Annotated in this window: 18 protein-coding genes; 7 read left to right on the top strand and 11 right to left on the bottom strand. The window is 44.9% G+C overall.

What is annotated here, in order from left to right; genetic code table 11:
* Positions 1-33: 33 nt before the first annotated feature.
* Positions 34-1,335 carry a serine dehydratase subunit alpha family protein gene (locus ACEYKX_RS01160; RefSeq protein ID WP_373766910.1) on the top strand — a complete coding sequence of 434 codons (1,302 nt, stop codon included), beginning with the start codon at positions 34-36 and terminating at the stop codon, positions 1,333-1,335.
* A 26-nt stretch (positions 1,336-1,361) separates the two neighbouring features.
* Complete coding sequence (locus ACEYKX_RS01155; RefSeq protein WP_373766909.1) at positions 1,362-2,441, top strand: calcium:proton antiporter; 1,080 nt, start codon at positions 1,362-1,364, stop codon at positions 2,439-2,441.
* A gap of 68 nt (positions 2,442-2,509) precedes the next feature.
* On the opposite strand, the gene rapA is transcribed toward ACEYKX_RS01155, so the two are convergent.
* The 3 genes from rapA to ACEYKX_RS01140 all read right to left on the bottom strand — a co-directional run bounded on the left by rapA (position 2,510) and on the right by ACEYKX_RS01140 (position 7,376).
* On the bottom strand, positions 2,510-5,425 hold the full coding sequence (gene rapA / locus ACEYKX_RS01150; RefSeq protein ID WP_373766908.1) for an RNA polymerase-associated protein RapA: 2,916 nt from the start codon (positions 5,423-5,425) through the stop codon (positions 2,510-2,512).
* 188 nt (positions 5,426-5,613) lie between these two features.
* Positions 5,614-5,973, bottom strand: a complete 360-nt coding sequence (locus tag ACEYKX_RS01145) for a hypothetical protein (RefSeq protein ID WP_373766907.1) — start codon at positions 5,971-5,973, stop codon at positions 5,614-5,616.
* A gap of 77 nt (positions 5,974-6,050) precedes the next feature.
* A complete protein-coding gene (locus ACEYKX_RS01140; protein WP_373766906.1) occupies positions 6,051-7,376 on the bottom strand; it encodes an anti-phage deoxyguanosine triphosphatase in 1,326 nt (441 codons plus the stop codon).
* 75 nt (positions 7,377-7,451) lie between these two features.
* On the opposite strand from ACEYKX_RS01140, the gene rlmD reads away from it, so the two are divergent.
* Positions 7,452-8,768: a 23S rRNA (uracil(1939)-C(5))-methyltransferase RlmD gene (gene rlmD, locus ACEYKX_RS01135; protein ID WP_373766905.1), complete on the top strand. Its 1,317-nt coding sequence runs from the start codon at positions 7,452-7,454 to the stop codon at positions 8,766-8,768.
* A 22-nt stretch (positions 8,769-8,790) separates the two neighbouring features.
* Here the strand turns inward: rlmD and ACEYKX_RS01130 are convergent, their stop codons facing one another.
* Complete coding sequence (locus tag ACEYKX_RS01130; protein WP_373766904.1) at positions 8,791-9,351, bottom strand: molecular chaperone; 561 nt, start codon at positions 9,349-9,351, stop codon at positions 8,791-8,793.
* 56 nt (positions 9,352-9,407) lie between these two features.
* Between ACEYKX_RS01130 and nfo the strand changes: the two genes are divergently transcribed.
* Positions 9,408-10,253 carry a deoxyribonuclease IV gene (gene nfo / locus ACEYKX_RS01125; RefSeq protein ID WP_373766903.1) on the top strand — a complete coding sequence of 282 codons (846 nt, stop codon included), beginning with the start codon at positions 9,408-9,410 and terminating at the stop codon, positions 10,251-10,253.
* 122 nt (positions 10,254-10,375) lie between these two features.
* Positions 10,376-10,912 carry an NlpC/P60 family protein gene (locus ACEYKX_RS01120; RefSeq protein ID WP_373766902.1) on the top strand — a complete coding sequence of 179 codons (537 nt, stop codon included), beginning with the start codon at positions 10,376-10,378 and terminating at the stop codon, positions 10,910-10,912.
* Positions 10,913-10,928: 16 nt separating this feature from the next.
* On the opposite strand, the gene ACEYKX_RS01115 is transcribed toward ACEYKX_RS01120, so the two are convergent.
* The 5 genes from ACEYKX_RS01115 to ACEYKX_RS01095 form a co-directional block, all read right to left on the bottom strand.
* Positions 10,929-11,363, bottom strand: a complete 435-nt coding sequence (locus ACEYKX_RS01115; protein WP_373766901.1) for a LexA family protein — start codon at positions 11,361-11,363, stop codon at positions 10,929-10,931.
* Positions 11,364-11,530: 167 nt separating this feature from the next.
* Positions 11,531-12,814: an aminopeptidase PepB gene (pepB, locus tag ACEYKX_RS01110; RefSeq protein WP_373766969.1), complete on the bottom strand. Its 1,284-nt coding sequence runs from the start codon at positions 12,812-12,814 to the stop codon at positions 11,531-11,533.
* A gap of 112 nt (positions 12,815-12,926) precedes the next feature.
* Positions 12,927-13,814, bottom strand: coding sequence for a hypothetical protein (locus ACEYKX_RS01105; RefSeq protein ID WP_373766900.1), 888 nt, complete (start codon positions 13,812-13,814; stop codon positions 12,927-12,929).
* A 105-nt stretch (positions 13,815-13,919) separates the two neighbouring features.
* Entirely contained in the window at positions 13,920-15,089 is a 1,170-nt protein-coding gene (locus ACEYKX_RS01100; RefSeq protein WP_373766899.1) for an efflux RND transporter periplasmic adaptor subunit, read from the bottom strand.
* A gap of 95 nt (positions 15,090-15,184) precedes the next feature.
* Positions 15,185-16,003, bottom strand: a complete 819-nt coding sequence (locus ACEYKX_RS01095; protein ID WP_373766898.1) for a Cof-type HAD-IIB family hydrolase — start codon at positions 16,001-16,003, stop codon at positions 15,185-15,187.
* Positions 16,004-16,541: 538 nt separating this feature from the next.
* Between ACEYKX_RS01095 and leuA the strand changes: the two genes are divergently transcribed.
* A complete protein-coding gene (gene leuA, locus ACEYKX_RS01090; protein WP_373766897.1) occupies positions 16,542-18,089 on the top strand; it encodes a 2-isopropylmalate synthase in 1,548 nt (515 codons plus the stop codon).
* A gap of 223 nt (positions 18,090-18,312) precedes the next feature.
* Complete coding sequence (glgP, locus tag ACEYKX_RS01085; RefSeq protein ID WP_373766896.1) at positions 18,313-20,712, top strand: glycogen/starch/alpha-glucan family phosphorylase; 2,400 nt, start codon at positions 18,313-18,315, stop codon at positions 20,710-20,712.
* A gap of 186 nt (positions 20,713-20,898) precedes the next feature.
* Here the strand turns inward: glgP and malT are convergent, their stop codons facing one another.
* The gene (gene malT / locus ACEYKX_RS01080) at positions 20,899-23,616 is read right to left on the bottom strand and encodes an HTH-type transcriptional regulator MalT (RefSeq protein ID WP_373766895.1); all 2,718 of its coding nucleotides are present in this window, start codon (positions 23,614-23,616) and stop codon (positions 20,899-20,901) included.
* A 148-nt stretch (positions 23,617-23,764) separates the two neighbouring features.
* Entirely contained in the window at positions 23,765-25,780 is a 2,016-nt protein-coding gene (malQ, locus tag ACEYKX_RS01075) for a 4-alpha-glucanotransferase (protein WP_373766894.1), read from the bottom strand.
* Between the last annotated feature and the right edge of the window lie 40 nt (positions 25,781-25,820).

Raw genomic sequence — 25,820 nt, 5'->3', positions numbered from 1 at the left:
AATAGACAAAATTTTACAAAAATAGAGAATAGTATGAATGATACATTAGAATTCGGCGATCAACTGATTGCCATTGTAAAGCGAGACGTCGCACCGGCGTTGGGTTGTACGGAGCCGATTTCGTTAGCATTAGCATCGGCAATCGCGGCTTCCTATCTTAATTCTCCTTTACTGAGCATTCAAGCCAAGGTTTCGCCCAATTTGATGAAAAACGGTATGGGCGTTACCGTTCCCGGCACGGGTATGGTCGGCTTGCCGATCGCCGCTGCCGTCGGGGCGATAGCCGGTGATCCTGCTGCCGGACTGGAAGTGCTGAAAAAAATTCAACCGTCCGACGTACGAAAAGCCAAAGCTATGCTGGAAAAGCATCAAGTCAGTGTCGATATTGCCAATGTCGACTGTCCGTTGTATTCCGAAGCGCTTGTGTTGGGCGAATGCGGTTGGGTGAAAGTCTGCATTCAGGATTCGCACACCAATGTCGTGCTGGTTGAAAAAAACGGTGAGGTTCTATTTAAACAGGAAACGGTTAATGCCGATGTCACGGACGATGGTCAATTTTTCAATACGCTTTCCGCACAGCAAATTTATCACTTTGCCATGCAAGCGCCTTTAGATAAGTTAGCCTTTATTGCTGAGGCAGCAACGCTGAATTCCGCATTGTCTGAAGAGGGGCTGACGCATCAATACGGTTTACACATCGGAAAAACCTTGAAAAAGCAGATCTCACTCGGTTTATTATCGGATGACCTGTTAAGTCGAATTGTGATTGAAACCACTGCCGCTTCCGATGCCAGAATGGGCGGTGCATTACTACCGGCGATGAGTAACTCGGGATCGGGCAATCAAGGTATTACGGCGACCATGCCTTCCGTGGTGGTTGCCCGCTTTGTTCGTGCTACGGATGAACAGTTGATCCGAGCCTTATTTTTATCCCATACCATTGCAATTTATATTCACAGCAAATTACCAAAACTTTCCGCCCTCTGTGCCGTCACCACGGCGGCGATGGGTAGTGCCGCCGGTATGGCTTATTTACTTAAAGGGGATTTTAATGCCATCAGTATGGCGATTTGCAGTATGATCGGCGATATCAGCGGGGTGCTGTGTGACGGCGCCTCAAACAGCTGCGCCATGAAAGTGTCCACCGGTGTTTCCGCCGCCTATAAAGCAGTGTTAATGGCATTGGATAACAGCAGAGTCACCGGCAATGAAGGCATTGTGGAACATTGCGTTGACAAATCAATCAATAATTTATGCGCCATTGCGACAAAAAGCATGGTCTACATGGACAGACAAATTATTGAGATTATGAGAGCCAAAGAACAAGACTGTTAAATTATTATAAAAAAAGGAGATTAAATATGGCAACAAACTCTCACGCCCGATTACCCGTTTGGTCGGTCATCTTACCGCTTGCAGCGTGGGCAATCTATTTTATTGGGATGAAGGACAATATTTGGCTTCAGCTCACTGGAGGAGCATTGTTAATCGGCAGCGTACTTTCTGCCGTTCACCACGCCGAAGTTGTCGCACACAAAGTCGGCGAACCGTTCGGCACGATCATTTTAGCGTTGGCGATTACGATTATCGAAGTTGCCTTGATCATCTCTTTAATGATTGCCGGCGGCGACAATGCCGCTTATTTGGCAAGAGATACGGTTTTTGCCGCCATTATGTTGATCTTAAACGGTATTTTAGGCGGCTGTTTGTTGATTGGCGGGCTGAAACACCACGTTCAATTTTTCCATAAAAAATCGGTCAGCACTGCGTTAGTGACATTAGTTTCTATCCTAGTTCTCACCATGATTTTACCTAATTTTACCACAAGCTCAGAAGGCGGAACGTATACCGACTCACAACTGATTTTTGTAGCGTTAGCCTCTTTAGTCCTTTATTTTTCATTTATTATGATGCAAACCGTTCGCCATCGCGATTATTTTTTAGCCGATGATGACAACCCGAATCATCATGCCGAACCGCCGTCGACCAAAGTTGCCCTGATGAGTTTACTGCTGTTGATCGTATGCTTAGGTATTGTCGTGATGCTTGCTAAAGGACTTTCTCCTGCGATTGAGACCATGGTTGTCGCCGCCGGAGCGCCGTTAGCGTTAGTCGGGGTGATTATTGCCGCTGTCGTTTTAATGCCGGAAGGTTTGGCTGCGTTAACTGCAGCCAGTCGCAACCGCTTACAAACCAGTGTCAATTTGGCTCTCGGTTCCGCTTTGGCAAGTATTGGATTGACTATTCCGTCCGTCGTTCTCGTGTGCCTGATGTTTGACATCAACATGGTACTGGGATTGGATTGGAAGTCGATGGTGTTATTGGCACTTTCCGCCTTTGTGGTAATGGTTTCACTGAATCACGGTAAATCCAACATGCTTTACGGCGTTGTATTGTTAGTAAATATGGCGGCGTATGTATTTACCGTGATTGTGCCTTAAACGTACTAAAAAAGAAAACGTTACTGATCATGACAACATAATGGTTAGTAACGTATTACCGCGATTCATTACTCTTTGTTGCTGACAATAACCCTCAAACTGTCCAAACGCCAATTAGCTTGTTCAAGCTGTTTTAATGATTCTGTGCGTAGCCGTTCAAGTGCAAGGACTTCATCGGCACGAATATTTTTATTCACCGCTTGTAATGAGGTTAAACGATGCAATTCGGCACTTAAGGTGTGATCGGCATTCTGCTTCGCTTGCGTAATTAATACCTCAGCCTGCGGAGCAATTTTACGTTCTGCCATCGCAATCAATGCTTCGATATCCGTCCGTGCCATTTTGACAATTTTATTCGCCATCTGCTTATTGACCGGCTTCAATTGCTTTTCCAAACCACTGAAGGACACTTGAGTCGCCAAATCATTACCTTTAGTATCCAACAAAATGCGTACCGGTGTCGGCGGTAAAAAGCGGGTTAACTGAAGAGACTTCGGTGCTTGTGCTTCTACGATATAGATCGCCTCCAACAATAATGTACCGGCCGGTAGATTCTTGTTAATCAGTAATGAAACGGCACTTTTACCGATATCACCTGACGTAATCAGATCAATACCATGCCGAATCATCGGATGATCCCAAGTTAAAAATAGTACGTCCTCGCGCATAAGTGCCAATTCGCGATCAAAAGTGACCGTGTTTCCGTCTTCCGACAGTCCCGGGAAATCCGGTACCAACATATGTCCGGTCGGGGTAATGACAATACTCTTTTCGCCCAAATCTTCCTGTTCCAAGCCAATCACATCAAATAAATTGAGCGTAAAATTGATTAACTTCGCGTCCTCATCTTGTCGAGCAATCGCGTCGGCGAGCTGCTGGGCGGATTCTCCGCCGTTTGAATTCAGTTCCAGTAAACGATCCCGCCCTTGTTCCAATTCGGTTTTAAGCTGCTGTTGACGTTTAAAAGTTTGTTCAATAAAGCGTTCAAAATCATCCGAACGTAACGGCTTGAGTAAAAACTCATATAGTCTTGCCTCCAATTCCCGAAAGAGGTTGGCGCCCATCGGGCAGGTTTCTTCAAACGCATTTAATCCTCGGTGATACCACTCGGTTAACATCATCTGTGCGGAATGCTCAAAACACGGCACATAAATTTGAATATCGTATTTTTGTCCGATACGATCCAAACGCCCGATACTTTGTTCCAACAAATCCGGATTAGCCGGCAGGTTAAACAGAACCAAATGACGGGCAAACTGGAAGTTACGACCTTCCGAACCGATACCTGAACTGATCAGCACCTGCGCGCCGTCTTCTTGTTGGGCAAAATATGCCGACGCTTTATCTCGCTCGACAATCGACATCTTTTCATGAAATACGGCTGAACGAATACCTTCTCTTTCGCGTAAAATTTGTTCCAACTGAATGGTAATTGTTGCTTGTTTACAAATCACCAACATTTTTTCATCACGGTGATTTTTCAAGAAAGTGATAAGCCATTCGATTCGCGGATCAAACTCAAACCACTTGGCATCCGGGTTCATTCGTTGAAATAACTGTTCCGGATAAAGCAGCTCCTCAATTTTAGCTTCGCCCGCCATACCTAATACATTGAGTGCATTGATATACTGCTTCGGCATTTCTAAGGTAATTTGGTTAAAAATACGGTGCGGAAAACCTTTGACACCTTGTCGGGTGTTACGAAAGAGCACACGGCTGGTACCGTGCCGGTCAATCAATTCGTCGATTAACTCTTGACGTACCTCCGAACGCTGTTCTTGGTTGAACGTATCGACATTAATAATGCGCAGCATCGGTTCCACATCTTCTTCCGCCAATAACTCGCTAATACTGTTCTGTTCTTGAATACTTAACGGTTTATCGCTTAATAATGTGTTGACGGCATCGGCAACCGGTCGGTATTGCGCCTGCTCCGCCACAAAGTCTTGATAATCATAGAAGCGGTCACTGTCTAACAATGCCAAACGGGCAAAGTGGCTTTCCTGTCCGAGCTGCTCCGGTGTTGCCGTTAACAATAATACTGACGGAATCGTTTTAGCCAATCTCGCGACAAAACGATAAGCCTCACTAGGCTGCTGCTCATGCCATTCCAAATGGTGCGCTTCATCGACAATCAGCATATCCCATTCACTTTCAACAACCTGCTGCGCCCGTTGAGGGTTGTTTGCCAACCAATCAATCGATGCGATGACTAGAGATTCCGTTTCAAACGGATTTTCGCTGATATCTTCGCCGTTATCGTCCTGTTTTGAAAAATCGGCGCACCGCTCTTCATCAAATAACGAAAAGTTGAGGCTGAAACGGCGCAACATTTCGACCAACCATTGATGTTGCAGACTTTCCGGTACAAGAATTAATACGCGTTCAGCCCGACCTGCGAACAGTTGTTGCTGCAAAATCATCCCGGCCTCAATGGTTTTACCCAATCCGACTTCATCCGCCAATAATACTCTCGGTGCCAGACGTTGTCCAACTTCTTTCGCAATATGGAGTTGATGGGGAATTAGGCTGGCACGAATACCGCGTAATCCACGCAGCGGCGACTGATACTGTGCCTGTTGATGTTTTAAGGCTCGATAACGCAAGGCAAAGCGATCGCTGCGGTCAATTTGTGCCGAAAACAAACGATCTTGCGGTTTACTGAAACTGACTTTATGTTCCAATTGCATCTCGGGCAAGACCGCTTCTTCCAACGTATCCGTGCGTTTTCCTAAATAGATCGCCACCCCTTGATTTTCGACGACTTCCTCAATCTCAAGTTGCCAACCTTCTTGACTGGAGACACGATCCCCTTTTTGGAACTGCACTCGGGTTAACGGCGCGACCGATACCGCATAGACACGCTGTTCTTGAGCCGCGGGAAAGGCAAGACGAACGGTACGATTATCTACCGCTTCAACAATCCCCAAACCTAAATTATTTTCTGATTCACTGATCCAACGCTGACCGACGACAAAGCTCATCACAACCTCTTTCTGTTTTTGCGAAGGGGGATATTTTACCTGATTTTGTCTTAACAAGCGGTAGGATTACTGAGAAGTTTTGCAAAATTATACGGCATTTAAACTACGAACTGGCATCAGCGCCGTATTCCGCACAATGGAAGGGACATAAAAAACCGCTTACGAGCGAATATCGTAAGCGGATCCCGTTATCGGTCTAAATCCAAATCGGCTTTATATTCAATACGATAACGATCTTTTAACTCGATTTGCACATCCAAACGCTGATCGCCGCGACGGAATTTGAGATCAGCATCTTCCCGATCAATCTCGGACTCCTCCAAACGAAAGCCTTCGTCATAGGCATGATCAATGACACTTTCCGCTAATGGTCTGACATCATCGCCTCTCAAACGAAATTCCGCTTCAAATTCCCCTCTGCCTTTGCGGTCGGCTTTCACGATCTCGGCGTCAATCGGATCATAAATTTCGATCGGAATCGCATCGGCAAATGCCGGGGTCGACATAAAACTTAAAACAAGCAAGCTCACTTTTGTGAAGGTTTTCATGTGATTTCCTTACAGATGACATAATATCTGACGATAAGACTTATCCGCTTCCGTTTAGTTCATTCCCTGCACAAGGCTTACAAGCTTTGATAAAGTTTAAACGCCTGACCGTCCGACATGCTTGCCAAATAATCACAAATCACTCTCGGCTGTTTGATTTCTTCCGCGTTTAACCAACGTTCGGCAACCACTTTCGGCAATAATCGTGCCGGATCACAGCTCAGCATATCAAACAGATCCATTAAAATCCGTTGCCCTTTATACTCCACCCGTTGCGTAACGACATCGCAAATGACATAGCGGTATACAAACTCTTTCAACACATCCAACACCGCCCGGACTTCTTCGGGTAACACGGCATTAAAACGTAACAGCGGTTCGTGAAAATCCGCCGTTTCATACCATTTTACATTGGTCACAAAATAGTTGACCAATGCGCCGATCACGTCTTTTCGCTCATAGCGGTGATAGGAGAACAACTTTTGGCTGATTTCCGGCAACATTTTTTGGATCCACGGCGATGAACATGTTTCCAATTCTGCCTCCGCCTTTTTCCATGATTGCGGTGTGACCATACCGCCGACAATGGCATCTTCCAAATCGTGTACACCGTAAGCAATGTCATCCGCCAATTCCATGATGCTACAGTCCAACGATTTATACAGCGGCGTATTCGGCAATTGCGGATCCGGATTGACTTCTACACGTCTGAATAACCTGCGATCTTCCTCAGACAACGGGGCAAGCACCCAATCAAAAAAATGTTCGTCATCGCGGAAAATACCTTTACTGGTTTTAAGATCATGCAAATTAATAAAACGTCCCGCCGGAATCGGTTTTGGTTGTGCCGGCAAAGTTTCATCAATCATGGACGGATATTTGATAATCCCCAACAGCGTACGACGGGTTAAATTCATCCCCGCATGTTCGGTGTACGGTTCCAATTGCGTTACGATACGGAACGATTGCGCGTTTCCTTCAAATCCGCCGTGTTTCTGCATTTTATAATTTAGCGCCATCTCTCCGCCGTGACCGAACGGCGGATGACCGATATCATGGGCAAAACAGAGTGATTCGGTCAAACTGCGGGAAGGTAATAAGCGACTCAAATCATCGGCAAAATTTGCAAAATGTTGAGCGGAACAGACCGCTTGAAATCCTTCTTTGTCTTCTTCCAGCTTAGCCCGTAAGCTACTGCCGATTTGTGCGACCTCCAACGAGTGCGTCAAACGGGTACGATAAAAATCATCTTCCCCCACTGCATGAATTTGGGTTTTTGCCTGCAAGCATCGGAACGCTTCCGAATGTAAAATACGCCCGCGATCACGCTGAAAGGGCGAACGGTGATCCTGTTCGCGTTGTTTATCGGTTAAATAACGTTCGGTCCAAATAGGTAAAATCATAGCGCCTGCCCTAGGGTCTGTTTATCTTTTCCGCTATAATACCCGAATATGATTTCTGTTTAAACATTATCCAACATGGCGCTTTTCTATTCCGATAACAACGTAAAAAAAACCGCAAAAACCACCACATTACATCATGTACGCATTCAAGATTTGGATTATCAAGGGTTGGGCGTCGCAAAACTCAACGGCAAAACCTGGTTTATTGAAAACGCGTTACCGACGGAAGAAGTTGATGCCCGCGTGCAGGAAGAAAAACGCCAATACGGACGCGCGCAAGCGGTCCGATTCCATCGACAATCTGCAAATCGTCAAATACCAAGCTGTGCGATTTACGGGCAATGCGGCGGCTGTCAAATGCAACACATTCCGCTAACCTTACAGCGTGAAACCAAGCAAAAAGCCCTGTTTCAACGCTTACAAAAATTACAACCCGCGCCAATTGCATTTCAACCGATGATTGTCGGTAATGATAAAGGCTATCGTCGTCGGGCGAAGCTCAGCATGGCGTTACAAAAGAACAAATTTGTTATCGGCTTTCGCCAAGCGGATTCGCAAGAGATTATCTCTCTAACGCAATGTGACGTGTTGGAACCCGCGCTTTCGGATCTGTTGCCTAAGTTACAAAATTGCTTGAGCGCCTGGAAGCAAAAGAAAAACCTCGGTCATCTCGAATTGGTTCGTGCCGATAACGGCATTGCGTTATTGCTCCGCCATATCGGACAAGTACATCCGCAAGATCGCGATCTTCTACTTAATTTTGCACAAGCCGAACAGTTAATGCTGTTTGTCATGACGGATAAACAACAAATAGAACAATGGCTGGGAGAACAACCTTATTACCGATTGCACGGGCTCACCTTGCATTTTTCCATTCGGGATTTTATTCAAGTTAACGACGAATTGAATCAACGGATGGTCGACACGGCAATCACATGGCTTGAACCCGACAAACAAGACCGTATTCTGGATCTGTTTTGCGGGATGGGAAATTTTACTCTGCCGCTTGCGCCGTTAGTTCAACGCATTGTCGGGATTGAAGGGGTTGAACCTATGGTTGAACAAGCGCGGCGTAATGCCGAGCTTAACGCGATTTCCAACGCTGAATTTTATCGGGCGAATCTTGATGAATCGTTTGCCGATCAACCTTGGACGACCGAGCATTTCAATAAAGTATTGCTGGATCCCGCTCGAAACGGCGCCCATTTCGCTCTCGATCACCTTTGTCGCTTGTCCCCCGACAAAATTCTCTATGTGTCGTGTAACCCGGCAACCTTAGTGCGTGATGCCGAAAAATTAATACAAGCGGGATATTGTTTGGAAAAATGCGCCATGATTGACATGTTTCCGCACACGGGGCATTTGGAATCTATTTCACTATTTACAAAGTAGCCGATTCGGAAACAAATTCACGTTACTCCTCGGTTTCTTCTTCCAACTCGTCCGCCATTGCCGCCAATGCGTCGCGGGTTAACTGCGCCAAGGCTTTGTAAAAACCACTGTCAAAGGCTTCGACTTTACCGAGGAATTTCCCAAAACAAGGCAATAAAAATGCTTCGAAAAGGGCTTTTTGTGCGTCGGTAGAGTTTAAATGATCTTCAATCCAAGACGCACTGAGTAACAACAACGCCACATGATCGGCATTGTCTACCGGCGGCATACCTCGCTGTTGACGAAAGCAAACGAACTCATTCACGGATAATCCATAGGCGGAAATTGTTGTAGCAATAGCACCGTTTTCGGCAAAAAGCGTTTTATAATGCGCTTCAAGTTCCGCGGGATTCGCCTTGCTTTCCACAATGCTTAAAGCCTGCTCGCTTTGGCTATCAATGGACAGCGCCCAATTTTGGCGCAGGTTTCCCTGCTGTAACCAAGAAAAAATCCCCGCCAGAACCGGATCCGTCGGATTACGGTAAAACAAATTGCCGAACAATCGGCACAATAATGAAAAATCGTTGATGGTTGTTTCGCTCATATAAGATAACCTGAAAAATAAAAACCATGTTACACGAATAACGAGAGGAAGATAAGATGAAATATATTGGTGCACACGTGAGTGTTTCCGGTGGAGTTGAAAATGCCGTTTTACGTTCGGTGGAAATCGGTGCGAACGCTTTCGCCTTATTCACGAAAAACCAGCGCCAATGGCAAGCTCCACCGTTAAAAGCCGACACTATCGAAAAGTTTAAACGATTCTGTCAAGTACACGGTTTTTCAGCCAATCATATTCTGCCGCATGACAGTTATTTAATTAATCTCGGCAATCCTGATGCGGAAAATTTAACCAAATCCCGTGCGGCTTTTATTGATGAAATGCGACGCTGCGATCAACTCGGCTTAAAATTATTAAATTTCCATCCCGGCAGTCATTTAAATAAAATCACGGAAAGCGACTGTTTGGCCCGTATTGCCGAATCGATCAATCTCGCAATTGATGCCGTTCCCAACGTCATCGCCGTAATTGAAAATACGGCGGGGCAAGGTTCGAATCTCGGCTGGCGTTTTGAACATTTAAGGGAAATTATTGAACAAGCCGATAATAAACACCGTGTCGGTGTTTGCTTGGATACCTGCCACCTATTTTCCGCCGGCTATGATATCGGCTCAACTGAATCTTGCGAGCAAACCTTTACCGAATTTGATCGCATCGTCGGTTTTCACTATTTACGCGGAATGCACCTTAACGGTTCCAAAACGGCATTAGGTAGTCGTGTCGACAGACACCACACATTAAGAGAAGGAACGATGGGTACTGCTGTGTTCGAATTTATTATGAAAAACAACCGGTTTGATGATATTCCGCTTATTCTGGAAACCATTCAACCCGAAATTTGGGCTGACGAAATAAAATTTTTACGTGCATTGGAACAAAATTAAAGTATACTTGTCGCATATGGGATGGCTCTGTAGCAATACAGAGCCTATTTATTTTTTTATCGTTTTAGGGATTACCTACTAGGAGCACTTCGCTTTTTCTGTTCTGGCGAGACGGGTCAATTATGCAAAAATCACTGTTATCTTTAACAACACCACTCTTTCTGACTGTAATGGTCGCCGTTTTCGGCAGCTATTCTTCCACGGCTTCGGCGAGTTTAAGTACAAAACCGGCAACACCAAGCCAACTCATTAATAAAGTCAAAAAATCGGCTGAAAAATCCATTACCAAAAGCAAGCAGACAAACGCCAACCAAAAAGTGTTAGCCGCTTACCGTTATTGGGCAGGAACACGTTACCGTTTGGGCGGTACCACCAAAGCCGGTATAGACTGCTCCGCGTTTGTTAAAGCTACGATGAACAGTGCTTTTAATATTGATCTTCCCCGCACCACGGCAGAGCAAAAACATGTCGGCAAATCCATTTCAAAATCGGCTCTAAAAGCCGGTGATCTTGTTTTCTTCCGCAAGAATAAGCACGTCGGTGTATATATCGGAGGCGGTAAATTCGTTCATTCCAGTTCCAGTCGCGGCGTAACGACCAGCTCAATGTCCGAAAGCTACTGGGCAAGAAATTATACGCAATCCCGCCGCGTACTTTAATACGAAATGCATTCCGCTAAGCCGTATATCTCACCGGTTGGGATGTACGGTGTCGCATTTGATGAACGACATTGGTAATCACCCCGGCAATCCGAATATCTTCCCAGTGTTTAATCCGTAAATTCGGTTCGCGTACATCCAAGGAAAATAAGATTTTTTCCTCCCCGATTTCATTAAAAAATTGGTAAAACTTATACTCCCCGTCTTTCTCAAGTACAAATAAATCATTAACCAACGGAAATTCACTTGCATCGACAATCAGCACATCGTTCATTTCAATTCCCCAAGCGATTAAATTCGGGTTTTTGACATGAATAAAAAAAGTTTCGGTCGGGCGTCGGATACAAAGCGAATTCAGATCCAATTTGATCGAACGCTCACTGTTAAAATCACGATAAAGCGGCATCGGCTGATAAGAGAATTCACGGGTTAAACTTCTTAAATGTGCCATAACGGCCTCCAATAAAAAACTGTGTGTTTATACAGGTTATTTTACTGGTTAAACACACAGTGTCAATAATAAAGATCTTATTTTTTCTTAAAAAGATCTTACCAAAAGCAAAAAAGCATACGGAGAAATCCGTATGCTTTCTTTAGCGTATCGATACAATTCGAATATTATTTAGCCAATAACAAATTTGCTAAGGTTTTTACGCCGATACCCGTTGCTCCCACCGCCCACAAGTCACTTGCGGTTTTACGATAAGTTGCCGAGCAATCGATATGTAACCAATGCTTTTGATATGCTTTAACAAAGTAAGATAAAAATGCCGTTGCCGTACTGGCTCCCGCTCCGATGGGAACCGAACCGGTATTGCTGATATCGGCAAAAGCGGAAGAAATTTGCGAACGATGGAATTCTTCAAACGGTAACCGCCAAAAAGGTTCTTTTTCCGCTTTCGCGGCAGCCAACAGATCGGCAACTAATTCATCATCCATAGAAAGTACCGAATGGTAGTCGTTGCCCACTGCCACTTTTGCCGCCCCGGTCAAGGTTGCACAATCAATAATAAAGGCGGGGTGTTGCTTATCGGCTTCAATTAAACCGTCCGCCAAAACCAAACGCCCTTCCGCATCGGTATTATTCACTTCCGCCGTCACGCCGTTGCGATACGTGATAATATCCCCCAGCTTAAATGCACGACTGCTGATCATATTTTCCGCGCAGCATAAATACAGTTTTACACGTTGGTTCAGCCCACGCGCAATTGCCAAACCCAGTGCGCCCGTTACCAACGCGGCTCCGCCCATATCCGTCCGCATGGTCGACATCCCGTCAGACGGTTTGATGCTGTAGCCGCCCGTATCGAATGTAATCCCCTTACCGACCAAACAAGCCAATACCGGTGCATCCGGATTGCCCGTCGGATTAAAATCCAATTGCAGCATCGCCGGTAAATGCGCCGAGCCTTTACCGACCGTCCAAATTCCGTGATAACCGCGTTCATTCAACGCCTCACGTGCAATAATTTCAAAAGCAACTTTACCTTTACCGGCATATTTATCCGCTTGGTGCAAAATAAATTCCGCCGCTTTATGCGCCAATACCTCCGGTGTCAATTGATCGGACGGTGCATTAATCACATCTCGGGTAAAGGTTGAACAGGCTACCCGCGCATCAAATTCCGCCTGCTCCCCCGCCAAATTCGGAAACACGACATTGCCGGCATTTTTGACGCTGGTAAACCCTTGATGAAACGCCCAGCATTCCTCTAATCCCCAACCGCTACCGACAGGCGTCACATTTAAAATACCTTGATTTTTGATCTTTCGGGCTGCTTTTTGAATCGTATTTAATTGATCTTTTTGTAGATGGATCACCATTCCGGCATCATTTGCCGAAAGCAGCGCATTTTTTCCCCATATTTCCGCCGCAGGTTGCGGAGAAAGCGTAATATTCATTGTTGTTGTCATGCTGTTTTCCTTTTTTATAGTAAGTTACAAGCGGTCTGATTTTAGCAAAATTTTGCAAAAATGCCCTGCACACGGCAAAGTATCATCTTCGGTTTGCATTTCAGCAATTATATATACCGGACAGAATTCTGATTCTTCTACCGATTAAGGTTTCAAAATCTTTGTCGATCCCGTCAAAGGCATAGCATTCCATACCAAACCCCATTACAAAATCTCCGCCACCGCCTTTGGCGGGAAACACCCGTTCGATTGCTATTTCTTCGTTATCTTTAAACGCGTTCAGCGGATAAATTCTTGCAAATTGCTCATCCGCCATACCGAAAACGCCGTTTTTATCATCACGCCAGCACACCGGTTTTGCGCCGAAACGCTCGGTCAAAAGAGGCGGTCGGCGTTGTATGCTTTCATCTTTTTTATAACTGCCCGAACACCACATTTTTTCTTCAATCAGTAAAAATCCGTCTATCCGCATATTGTTCTCATATTCGCTGTCTACCAACAATTCGGGATATTCGCGGGCGTTGATGATTTCAAACAGCACGGAATGATTTTCAAAATAACATAATCCGAAATGTATTTCATGCTTGGCTTTAAACCAAAGTTGGGTATCCGAGTGGTGCATTATGTTGGGATCATCCTGCTTTAAATCGGTTTGCAGGCGTTGTTTGAGCACGGTAAAAACAGATGCCGTATCCGTACTAAAATCACTCCAATAGCTTTGGACGGCAATATCGGTACGACAATCGCAATCCTGTCTGATCCGCAAACGGGGAATCAATACATTCCCCACCCGCACGGGATATGTGAAAGAGAAACAGCGATAATCCCCCTCATACTTCGTATTGAGCGAGAAATCATCTAAAACGAAGGGGAACGCCGTCATTTCCTCATAAGTCGTATCCCATGAAATAAACACTTTTTCGGGCGACTGTACCTCAAACCCCAAGTGATAGTCGTCAAAAACCTTATCGGTAACGATATTACGCATTGTTCATCTCCTATCGTTGTTAATCGAGGTCGATTGCCTACCACAAAAGAACGCATGCAGGTAATGAAATTCGGCAATTTGCCCGATAACAGACAACACCCACGGTTAAAACCGTGGCATTCTCATATTGGTGTTGCCGACTTGCTCGGTCGATGCGCGTTGAGCGGTGATCACATTCTCACCTTCTTTCAAGCCCGATAAAATCTCGGTATTTAAGCTGTCCGCCAAACCGGTTTGCACGACCTTTTCAACCGCCTTACCGTTTTCCAACACTTGCACGTAGGTCTCTTGCCCGCGACGTTTTAACGCCGTTGTCGGAACCAACAACACATCATTCTTTTCGGCAATGACGATTCGCCCTTGCGTTGTCATACCGATACGTAAGCTACCGTCCGAGTTGTCCACAACGACATTCGCATAATAATATACCGCTTCGCTATTGCCTGATGCTTCGGTATAACTGTTATCCGTGAGAGTCGTTAATGCCGGATCAATCGAATCCACTTTAGCCCGATAAGTGCGCTGCGGTTCCGCCAATGTCGTAAAACTGACGGCTTGTGCCGTTTTCACTTGAGCGATATCGCCTTCCGCCACTTCCAATTTGATCAATGCCTTTGACATATCTGCCACTTGGACGATAACCGGAGAGGTTTGATTGGAGTTGACCGTTTGCCCTTCAGAAACCGGGACGGAAATAATAATGCCGTCAATCGGTGAAACGATTTGGGTATAACCTAAATTCGTCTCTGCGGTTCGTACGGCAATTTCGGCCACTTTAATCTGCGCTTTGGCATCGTCTAAATTGGCTTTTGCCGTTGCCAACTCATTTTTCGCCGTTTCAAAATCATTCAGCGAAGCGCTTTTTTGCGCGTATAATTTACTTAAGCGCTGATAATTGGACTCCGCTACATTCAACGCAACTTGCTTTGCATTCAACTGCGTTTTATATGCAGACAACTCCGCCTGCGCCGTATCCAAATTATTTTGTTGCGTTTCCGAATCAATGTCGGCAATTTTATCGCCTTTTTTGACCGACTGCCCCAATTCCACATATAACTTTAAAATTTTACCCGACACTTGCGCACCGACTTCGGTTCGCTGGTTCGCACGTACCGATCCCGTTGCCAATACGCTTTTATCCAAATTCCCTAATTTGACCGATTCAGTGATGTAATGAATTTGTTGGCTATCGTTAGCCGCAAAAAAATAACGGTATCCGATAAATCCGCCGCCAAGCAAGACGGCTAATACCACTAACGTTTTTATGTTTTTCATGTTGTTCTCATGTTTTGACGGGTGACAAGCGGTAGGTTCAGACTGATATTTTGCAAATTCGTTCCGATAACCGACCGCTTGTCAGCATTCACGCATCAAATAATACCAAAGGTGGCGCGAATATAGCTCGCCACCGACTCGTCTTTATGATGACCGATGGTTTCAAGCGTCGGCAATGCCTGTTTTAAACGCGGATCAGCATTTTCCATCATGCACCCTTTTCCCGCCTGTGACAGCATTTCAATATCATTCATACCGTCACCGAACGCAATGCAATCACTTAAATTATATCCCCGTAATTGAATAAGCTGCTTCAGTGTATTGGCTTTACACACGCCTTGGTTCATGATTTCCAAACATTGCGGTCCCGAATAGGTCACTTGCAATGCGTCACCGAAACGCTGTTTAACCAACTGCTCTATCGGCGATACGTCCTCCGCACTTTTTCCGATGAAAAACACTTTTTCCGTTTGCTTGCCGTGATGTTTTCTGAAATCAACGACTTGGTACATAAAACCGGAGTCTTGATGGTATTTTCTTAAATTTTCAATGTCGACATTAATAAACCACTCATCGCCTTGATACGTATTTAAACATACCCGTTTCGGATCAAAAGGAATGTCATTCATCAGCTCAAAAGCAATATCGTGAGGAATATAGTGACTGGCTAACACATCACCCGCCAAATTATTTCCCCGCGCACCGTTTGAGGTAACGAGCATAGCTTCTTTCACCTTGACTTTACTAATGATGTGCTTCACGTCGGGCAAATTCCGTCCTGTCGCAAAAAAAATATCCACGCCTTTTTCAGCGAGTTTACTGAGCGTTTCAACAGTAAAATGACCGATACGGTGATGTGCGTTTAACAGAGTGCCATCCAAGTCGGAAATGATGGCGCGAAAGGGTTGGGACATAAAAATTCCTTAGAAGGGCTATGCATGATAAGTGACAAAAGGCTAACAAATTTAATCAAGAACATCAAAGAAAATCGCCGGCTTCCCTTATTTTCGGTCAAAAAATCGATTAAAAAACAATTAAACGGCTCAAACATACAAAAACGGACTTTTTACTAAAATGCATGATGTTTATATGGAAAAAAGGAGTATATTTCCGTTTATCCGCCAAAACAAACCGAAAATTCAGAATAAAATGCTAAAAACAAATGAAAAAAACAACAGGTAATCGTTTGCGCAAAGTATAAAATGCTATTGACATCGCTCCGTTTGAAGTTAATATATCGCCTAATTTTTGAATAACTATGCAAACATAAACACACAACAATGGTAAAACTCTTTTCTCTTAACCTCCTCCTGCTTCTCACGCATTCCGTGCGAGGATAAGGCTCGGTGAGAGAAAAAGTTCACTATCCACACTTACCCGCACATCAACTGCGGGTTTTTTTTTGATTCAAAAACACGATAATATATCAACACCGACATTGAGGGGATTTTTATGAACAACAATAATATTATTATTTTTGATACGACGTTACGCGACGGCGAACAAGCATTAAAAGCAAGCTTAACCGTCAAAGAAAAATTACAAATCGCCTTAGCGTTAGAGCGTTTGGGTGTCGATGTGATGGAAGTCGGGTTTCCGGTATCTTCATCGGGTGATTTTGAATCCGTTCAAACCATTGCCCGCCATATTAAAAACAGTCGTGTTTGTGCGCTTTCCCGAGCGGTGGATAAAGACATTGACGTGGCGGCGGAAGCCTTAAAAGTGGCGGAAGCTTTCCGTATTCATACGTTCATTGCCACATCCGCGTTGCACGTTGAAGCCAAATTGCGCCGTACTTTTGACGATGTCGTTGAGATGGCGATCAATGCGGTAAAACGCGCCCGTCGTTATACGGATGATGTAGAGTTTTCGTGTGAAGATGCCGGACGTACCGGTGTTGATAATATCTGCCGTATCGTTGAAGCGGCAATCAATGCGGGCGCAACGACAATTAACATTCCGGATACCGTCGGTTACTGTTTGCCGACCCAATACGGCGAGATTATCGCCAATGTGATGAATCGCGTACCGAATATCGATAAAGCCGTCATTTCCGTACACTGCCATAATGACTTGGGCATGGCGACCGCCAACTCGTTAACCGCCGTATTAAACGGCGCCCGCCAAATCGAGTGTACCGTCAACGGTATTGGTGAACGTGCCGGTAACACCGCCTTGGAAGAAGTGGTCATGGCAATTAAAACCCGCCAAGACATGTTCAACGGTTTGGATACCCGCATCAATACGCAAGAAATCCACCGAGTCAGTCAAATGGTCAGCCAGCTTTGCAATATGCCGATCCAACCGAATAAAGCGATTGTCGGCTCAAATGCCTTCGCTCACTCGTCGGGCATTCACCAAGACGGCATGGTCAAACATAAAAACACCTACGAAATTATGTCACCGGAAACCATCGGCTTGAAAAAAGAGAAATTAAACCTGACTGCCCGTTCCGGTCGTGCCGCGGTGAAAAATCATATGGACGACATGGGGTATAAAGAAAGCGATTACGACTTGGATAAACTTTACGAAGCCTTCTTACGCCTTGCCGATAAAAAAGGTCAAGTGTTTGACTACGATTTGGAAGCTCTTGCGTTTATCGACATGCAACAAGAAGATGAAGAACGCTTGAAATTGGACGTGATCACCACCCAACTTATCAGCGGTTTGCCTGCTTCGGCATTCGTCCAAGTCGAACTGGACGGTGAACGTTTAAGTGCCGTGTCTCAAGGCGGTAACGGACCGGTAGATGCCACTTATAATGCGATTATGGATATTGTCGGCATGGAATTAAAAATGTCGCACTATAACTTAACCGCGAAAGGTGAAGGTGCCGAAGCATTGGGGCAGGTGGATATTGTCGTCGAATTTGAAGGACGTAAATTCCACGGTGTCGGTCTTGCCACCGATATCGTCGAATCCTCCGCCCGTGCATTAATCCATGCCATTAATGCCATCTACCGTTCACAAAAAGTTGCCGGATTAAAAGCGAAAAAATAATCACAAACCGTCTCCCTCCTCCGTGTACGGAGGAGGGGAATATCGTTTTAAATTCAACCGTTCTTCGTACCTTTACCGAATCGCACAAGATACTATCCTCCCCCGCCTCATTTTTCCTCTCCCTTCCTTTCATACCTGAATTGATTATTTTAAGGATGATTTCCTACTTTTCGTTTTAGGAATAATAACGCCATTATCACTCTTTTTTAAACGGAGAACCCAAATGTCTACAACCCAACAATTTCAAGCGATGTTCGAACAATCGCTGCAACATTACTGTGCAGAACGCTTCCTGAAACCGGAAGATCTGTCCGATACCCAATGGTATCAATTCATCGCCACGGTCAGCCAACAAGCGGTATTGCAAAATTTTCCGACGAACGCACCGCTTGCAGAAACCCGTAAAGTCAATTATCTCTCGATGGAATTTCTCATCGGTCGCCTGCTGGGCAATAATTTAATGAGCCTCGGCGTCTATCATTCCGTCGATTTGATTTTGGCACAGTACGGTAAAAATTTAGTCGATATTTTAGAAGAAGAACGCGACCCGTCTCTCGGCAATGGAGGTTTAGGCCGTTTGGCGGCATGCTATTTGGATTCGATGGCAAGTTTGAAACAACCGGCTGTCGGCTACGGCTTGCATTATCAATACGGTTTGTTTAAACAACATGTCGGCGACATGGGTGAACAACTTGAAACCGGCGACGCATGGAACCGTGATTTTTACTTACAACAGCACCATCGTCCGGATTTCCGACAAACCGTCGGATTCGGCGGTGAAGTGTGTCATCTGCATGATGACAAATATGAATGGAAACCGGCATGGACGGTAACCGGTGAAGCCTTTGATTTGCCGGTTGTCGGCTATAAAGGCGTACAGCAGCCGTTACGCTTATGGCAAGGTTACAGTGAAACCGCCTTCAATCTTGCGCAATTTAATGACGGCGAATTTTTAAGTGCCGAATCAAAGGTGATCGATGCGTCGAAGCTGACTAAAGTCTTATACCCGAACGATAATCACCAAGAAGGTAAAATGCTCCGCTTAATGCAGCAATATTTCCATTGTGCCTGTTCCGTTGCCGATATTCTGCGCAACCATTTGGCACAAGGCAGAAGTTTGGCGCAACTTGCCGAATTTGAAGTGATTCAACTGAATGATACCCATCCGGCAATCGCCATTCCTGAATTAATGCGGGTATTAATCGACTTGCATGATTTTACCTGGGAAGACGCATGGGCGGTATGTTCCAAAACCTTTGCCTATACAAATCATACCTTGTTACCTGAAGCGTTGGAACAATGGGATCAGCATTTGGTTGCCAAACTGCTGCCGCGCCACTTGATGATCATCGAACGCATCAATAACGAACTTTACCACCAAGTACAGGCGGAATTCAGTGAAGAAGAATTTGCCGACGTATGGCACGAAACCGCCGTCTTGATGAATTTCCGAGTCCGAATGGCTAATCTTTGTGTGGTCGGTTCATTTGCCGTTAACGGCGTAGCACAAATTCATTCCGACTTGGTTATCAGCGATCTCTTCCCGGCCTATGCGCGTTTATTTAAAGGGCGTTTCCATAACGTCACCAACGGTATCACGCCTCGTCGTTGGATCCGTCAGGCGAATCCGTCATTGGCAATGCTATTGGATCAATACGTAAAAGGTGACTGGACGAAAGATCTGGATTTACTGTCACAAATTGAAAAATTTGCCGAAGATCCGCAATTTCAAGCCGATTATCGTACAATCAAACAACATAACAAACAGCTCTTAGCGAAAGAAATCGAGCAAAGCCTCGGCTTAAACGTGAACTGCAATGCCATATTTGATGTACAGATCAAACGTTTCCACGAATATAAACGTCAACATTTAAATTTGCTGAATATCATTGCCACCTATCAAGAGTTAAAAGCCAATCCGCAACAAGATGCGGTGCCGCGCGTCTTTATTTTTGCAGGTAAAGCCGCACCGGGGTATTTCATGGCGAAACAAATTATTCAAGCCATCAATGCGGTTGCCCGTGTGGTGAATCATGATCCTGACATGCAAGGCAAATTGCAGGTTGTCTTTTTACCGGACTACCGCGTGAGCCTTGCCGAAAAAATCATTCCGGCGGCGGATGTCTCCGAGCAAATTTCACTTGCCGGTAAAGAAGCGTCCGGTACGGGGAACATGAAATTAGCATTAAACGGTGCCATCACATTAGGTACGCTAGACGGGGCAAACGTTGAAATTGCCGAATATGCCGGTAAAGAAAACGTGGTGATTTTCGGACACACGGTTGAATCGGTTCGGGAATTACGAGCGAAAGGCTATACGCCGAAAAGCTATTACGAGCAGGATCCGATCTTAAAACAAGCCATAGATGCCTTAGCCGACGGAACCTTCTCCGACGGGGATAAAGATCGCTTCGAACCATTGGTGTACGATATGATTCACCATGATTATTTCTGTGCGTTAGCCGATTTTGCCGCCTACCGTCAAGCACAGAAAGAAATTGCAAAACGTTACCAAGATCAGACCGCTTGGACAACATCGGCAATTCTGAATACCGCCCGTTTAGGTGTGTTCAGTTCAGACCGCTCTATTCGTGATTATCAAACACGTATTTGGAAAAAATAATGTTGTTTTCATTGTAGGGGCAAATCATATTTGCCCCAAACAATCTAAGGAATATAAGGGCAAATGTAATTTGCCCCTACAATCACTTTATTATTTGGCGTTTTGGCAACCCCGCTATTTCAAAAATATCAAGGTTTGTCAGCTATCTAAAATCGGGGAGCGGTTATCCGCTCCCCGATTTCTTCATTAATTGTATCCCATCATTCTCAGCAGTTCACGCGTATATTCGATAGCTTCGCTCCGATTCGCCACACCGATTTTCTGATACAGATTGCGGATATGCGTTTTAATCGTGGTCATCGCCACCACCAGTTCTTGTGAAATTTGTTCATTACTGTAACCGGAATAAATCAACCCTAACACTTGCCATTCACGTTGTGTCAACGGGCTGATTTTCAATAACTCCGGCACATGCGGGTTTTCCAACAGGTTTTTGACAAATTGCTCATCAAAATGCGCCGTTTTATGTCGATTATGCTGATTAATACTGCGTAAAATAAATTGCGCCTTGTGGGTGGACAAATCTTCCAACACGTTTAACTGCAATAATTGTCGGATTTGCTGCGCCATCAAATCCCCTTCGATGACAAATGCACTAATAAAATTCGTCTGCTGGCTTAAATTCAATGCTTGAATCAAATCACGCTGGGCAAGATCTTTCTTTCCCTGTAAAGAATAAAGCCGATTGCGCAAAATCAATGCTCTCTGACTGTCACTGACTAAATTAAAGGTCGCCGTCGTTTTCAATAAACTGTTCAGAATCCGCAAGGCTTGCTCATAGTCTTCCTGCAAGATGTAACAACGGGCGATATTACGCCACTGCCGTTGCGTAAAGTGATTATGTTCTTGATGCGGGAAGTGCGCTTGAGCCAACCAGCCTTCTAAATGCGTACTGTCTCCGCTCATCTGCCAATATATTAACAGCACTTCATCCAATGCAGTGATCCAATCCTGATGGGGCGAACTGCGTGACAACAGCTCCTGACATTGCTCAATCAAACGCGACGCATTCGCCAAATCCCCTTTCGTCAATGAAATTTTTGCCAATAATGCCACGCAATAAATTTGCTCTTCCCGTTTTTCCAACACATCAATACCGGCATTTGCCATCGCTTCCGCTTGGTCCAAATGATGCCATTCCCACAGAATTTGCCCTCTCAGGCGTAATAAAAATTCATTCATCGGAATTTGGTGAAACGCTTTGGTTTGCTGCGTGGTTTCTTTCAATAAATCATAGGCGGATTGCCAAAAACCTTGGGCGGATAAAATTTCTGCCTGCTGTAATTTTGACCAAAGCCAATAGTGGTAAGTGTGTTGGGTTGTCGCCATTTTTTCGACTTGTTGCATCAACGACAAACCCTCTTTCAAATAACCACGACAATGTTGCGCTTCACCGATCACGGATGTGGCGACAATTTGAGCATAACCGAATTCGGAAGATAAATTCGCCAAGGCTTGCGTTGCCAGTAAATACGCCCGCTCTTCATCGCCGGCATTGATTGCCGCTTGTGCTCTTAATGCATCAAAGTGTCCTTGCAAACTCTCTGCAAGCGGTGACTTCGGCTGAAATTTTTGCAAAATGCCGCTGACTTCTTGATGACGGTGCTGGCTCTGCGCCAACCACGCTTTGAGTAGCACTAAATTTTCATCTTGCCAAATCTGCTCTGCCGGCAAACCGCTTAAACTTTCTTCCAATAATTTTAATTGTCCTTGATGAAATAAATCCCAGCCGTGTTCCTGCAAAATATACGAGAGCGTTTGCGGATTATCCAACATCCGAGCGTGATATAACGCTTCCGAACCGTAGCCCAGTTTTAACCACATCATCGATGCGGTTTGGTGTAATTGTTGCCATTCATTCGGTAACTCCAACCGACAGCTTTGCGCCAAATAGGATGCCAAAATCGGGTGGAATTTCCACCAGGTTTCCCCATCGTCATGCACGATCCGGGTAACGAACAATCCCATTTTTTCCAGTTCGTCCAGCTTCTTCACCCCATTTTCATCTTGGGAAATCGCCACCACCAATTTTTCATTCATCGAACGTAGAATGGCACAACGTTGCATAAACTGTTTCACCGACGGATCAACATAATGAAACACCTCTTCGTTTAAATAATCGGCAATATGTTGTTGATTCAGCTTCGCCAATAATTTTTCCGGAAAGAGTAACAACTCTTCATTCTGTTTAATCGCAAATATCATCAACTGTAATGCCGTCGCCCAACCTTCAACCCGATCACACAGTGCAAACACAACTTCATCGCTTAACGTTTTATTGAGTTTTTGTTCAAAAAACCGACGTGTTTCATCCGGTGTAAAGGCAAGTTGATGGACGTCGATTTCCAATAATCTTTCATGAATACGTAAATTGGTAATACTGAGCGGCGGCGTTAAACGGGAAAGCAGCACCAAACTCATACAATGAGGTTGATGTTTCAGCCAAAAACGCAAGGCATCATGAATTTCATTGTTTTCAATCAGATGGTAATCATCGATGATCAAATAAAAATGACGATCGATGTCATCCAGCAATACCAATAATTGCCCCAAATAATCAATCAAATTATTTTTATAGCTGAGTTCTTTCAATGAAATACCGGTAGCCTTTGCCAACGCCGAGGAAAAATAACGGGCGAACTGTTCCGCATTGTTATCGCCTTCATCCAGTGCAAACCAAGCGACTTGTTCGTGTCCGGCAAGCAAACGCTCTTTCCATTGCGAAACCAATGTTGTTTTGCCGTAACCTGCCGGTGCGGTAATTAATGTCAGCGGATAAGACTTTGCCAGTGATAAACGCTCCAGCAATTCGCTTCGTTCAACACTTTGGTTCGTCAATTTGGATGTTTGCGCCGACTTACTCGAAATCAGTTTGGTTGGAATCAGTTTTGTAACAACTTGCATTTTGCCTCCGTATCCATAGGTGAGCGATTTTAACAAATTTGGGCGGGAAAAGGGGATAAATAAAATGCCGTACGGAGGAATACTTGAGGAATATCATAAAAAAATCCCTCCCTTGTCACCAAGGGAGGGAAGAATAAAAGAATAGTAGTTACGGTTTCCGCTTCGCTTGAATAGCGCCTAATAACGCTTGAATGGCCGGATCGGCGAAGATATTGTCTATTGTCGTACTCAGCTTGCGACGCCAGTTCGGATATTCGGTACTGGTACCGGGAATATTCACCGGTTCTAACATATTCAACCAATCTTCCGGTTGGGAGCCGAATAGTACACTGTTCGTATCCGCCACATAACTTTGTAATTGATGATTGAAACGTTGGCTGACATTATCGCTGTCGGCATCTAACACTTGTCCGCTATTTTCTACCGCTTTACGGATTTCTGCTTTATTGCGTAGGCGAGTACGTTTTAGCATATCCAATACTTGCGGATTCGGGTACACCCCGAATTGTTGCCCTAAATCAAAATCATAGCTTTGCCAATACCCTTTTACCGTTGGTAAATCGTGGGTACTGAGGGTGGTCATTGCTTGATACGGGTAGTTCGCCAACGGTTTGCTACCTTGATGATCGTACTCAAAATAGAAAATGTTATAGGCTAAAATGCCTTTGTTCTCAAGGGTTTCTAACATGCCTTTCGGCACTGTTCCTAACGCCTCGGCAATAATTAAACATTGGTGACGTTGGCTTTCAAGAGCTAAGATTGAAAGTAAATCTTCCAACGGATATTTCACATAAGCGCCGTTTTTCGCCGAGTCGCCTTTCGACACCCACCATAAACGGGCAAAGCCGAGAATGTGGTCGATACGCAATGCACCACAATCTTTCATATTGGCACGCAATAAATCGACAAACGGCTGATAGCCACGTTCTTGCAACACTTCAGGGTGCATTGGCGATAATCCCCAGTTTTGCCCTTGCGGTGCCATAATATCCGGTGGTGCGCCCACAGATGCCCCTAACACAAACAGATCTTTATCCGCCCAAGTTTCCGCTCCGTTATCCGCCACACCAACGGCTAAGTCACGGTAGAAACCGATCGGCATACCTAGCTGTTTTGCCAATTCGTTACAGGCTTTGAGCTGTTTTTGTGCCACAAATTGCAACCACATATAGAAACGGACTAAATCACTCTGTTCTTGTTGGAATTGTTGTACCGCAGCGGTGTGATAATCTTGATATTTTTCATCCCAGCAGTTCCAGCCCCATTGCTCACTAAATTGAGAAGACAGCCATTGGTGTAAAGCGTCAAAAGTACCTTGAACTTTTAAGGCTTCGCCGTTTTCGGCGATAAATTGCTCGAACTCAGTTTGATCTTGTTGTTTAAATTGATCGAATGCCAAATGCAAACCTTGCAGTTTTAACTGTATCACCTGCGAATAATCGACATAATCTTTTTGGCGAGCTTCGTTTAATTGGCGTTGAATATCCGCCGAGTTAAACCACGCTTGTGCTTCACGGCTTTGTTGGAAAGCGTCAATCGCCCCAACATTGATATAAGCAATGTTTTGCCATAAACGAGAAGACGGGCTGTAAGGGCTTGCGCCTTCAGGATTGGCAGGAAATAACGAATGAATTGGATTTAAACCGACAAAATCACCGCCTTTTTCCGCTAATTTCGTTAAAAATTCCGCTAAATCGCCGAAATCGCCAATCCCCCAGTTTTGCTCTGAACGTAGGGTATAAAGCTGTAAAATCGCCCCCCATAATTTTTTATGCTCTGCCAGTTCTTTCGGTTGGTATGCCCGCTCAGGGGTAATGATAATGCGACATTCTGCGGTTGTGCCGTTTAGACTTAATTGATGATAACCAAGGGGTAAATCACGAGGCAGATCAATGCTATTACGTTTGCATTTTCCCGTTAAAATCTCACCGCTTTCAAGGGTTAATGTCCAGTTTGCGTGAACGGTTCGGGTTTTATCCGCCACAAAAAGCGGAATAAAGACTTTCTCGCCTTGCCTGACCACTTTAACAAGCGGTAGGATTTTGCGACTTTTTTGCAAACCGAGTAATTTGGCCACTTTGCCGTAAACGGACGGTTGGGCGTAAACACGGCAACCGTGTTCGTCCACGAAGTAACGATTTAAAAATGGGTGGTTTTGTTTCATTGTTATTGTTCTCTAATTTGTCGTTAATTGGATATTTCCT

It is taken from the genome of Glaesserella sp. (assembly GCF_041817755.1).
Classification (GTDB): domain Bacteria; phylum Pseudomonadota; class Gammaproteobacteria; order Enterobacterales; family Pasteurellaceae; genus Glaesserella.
Note: the sequence above shows the minus strand (reverse complement) of the source record. Positions and strands in the feature narration are given on the sequence as shown.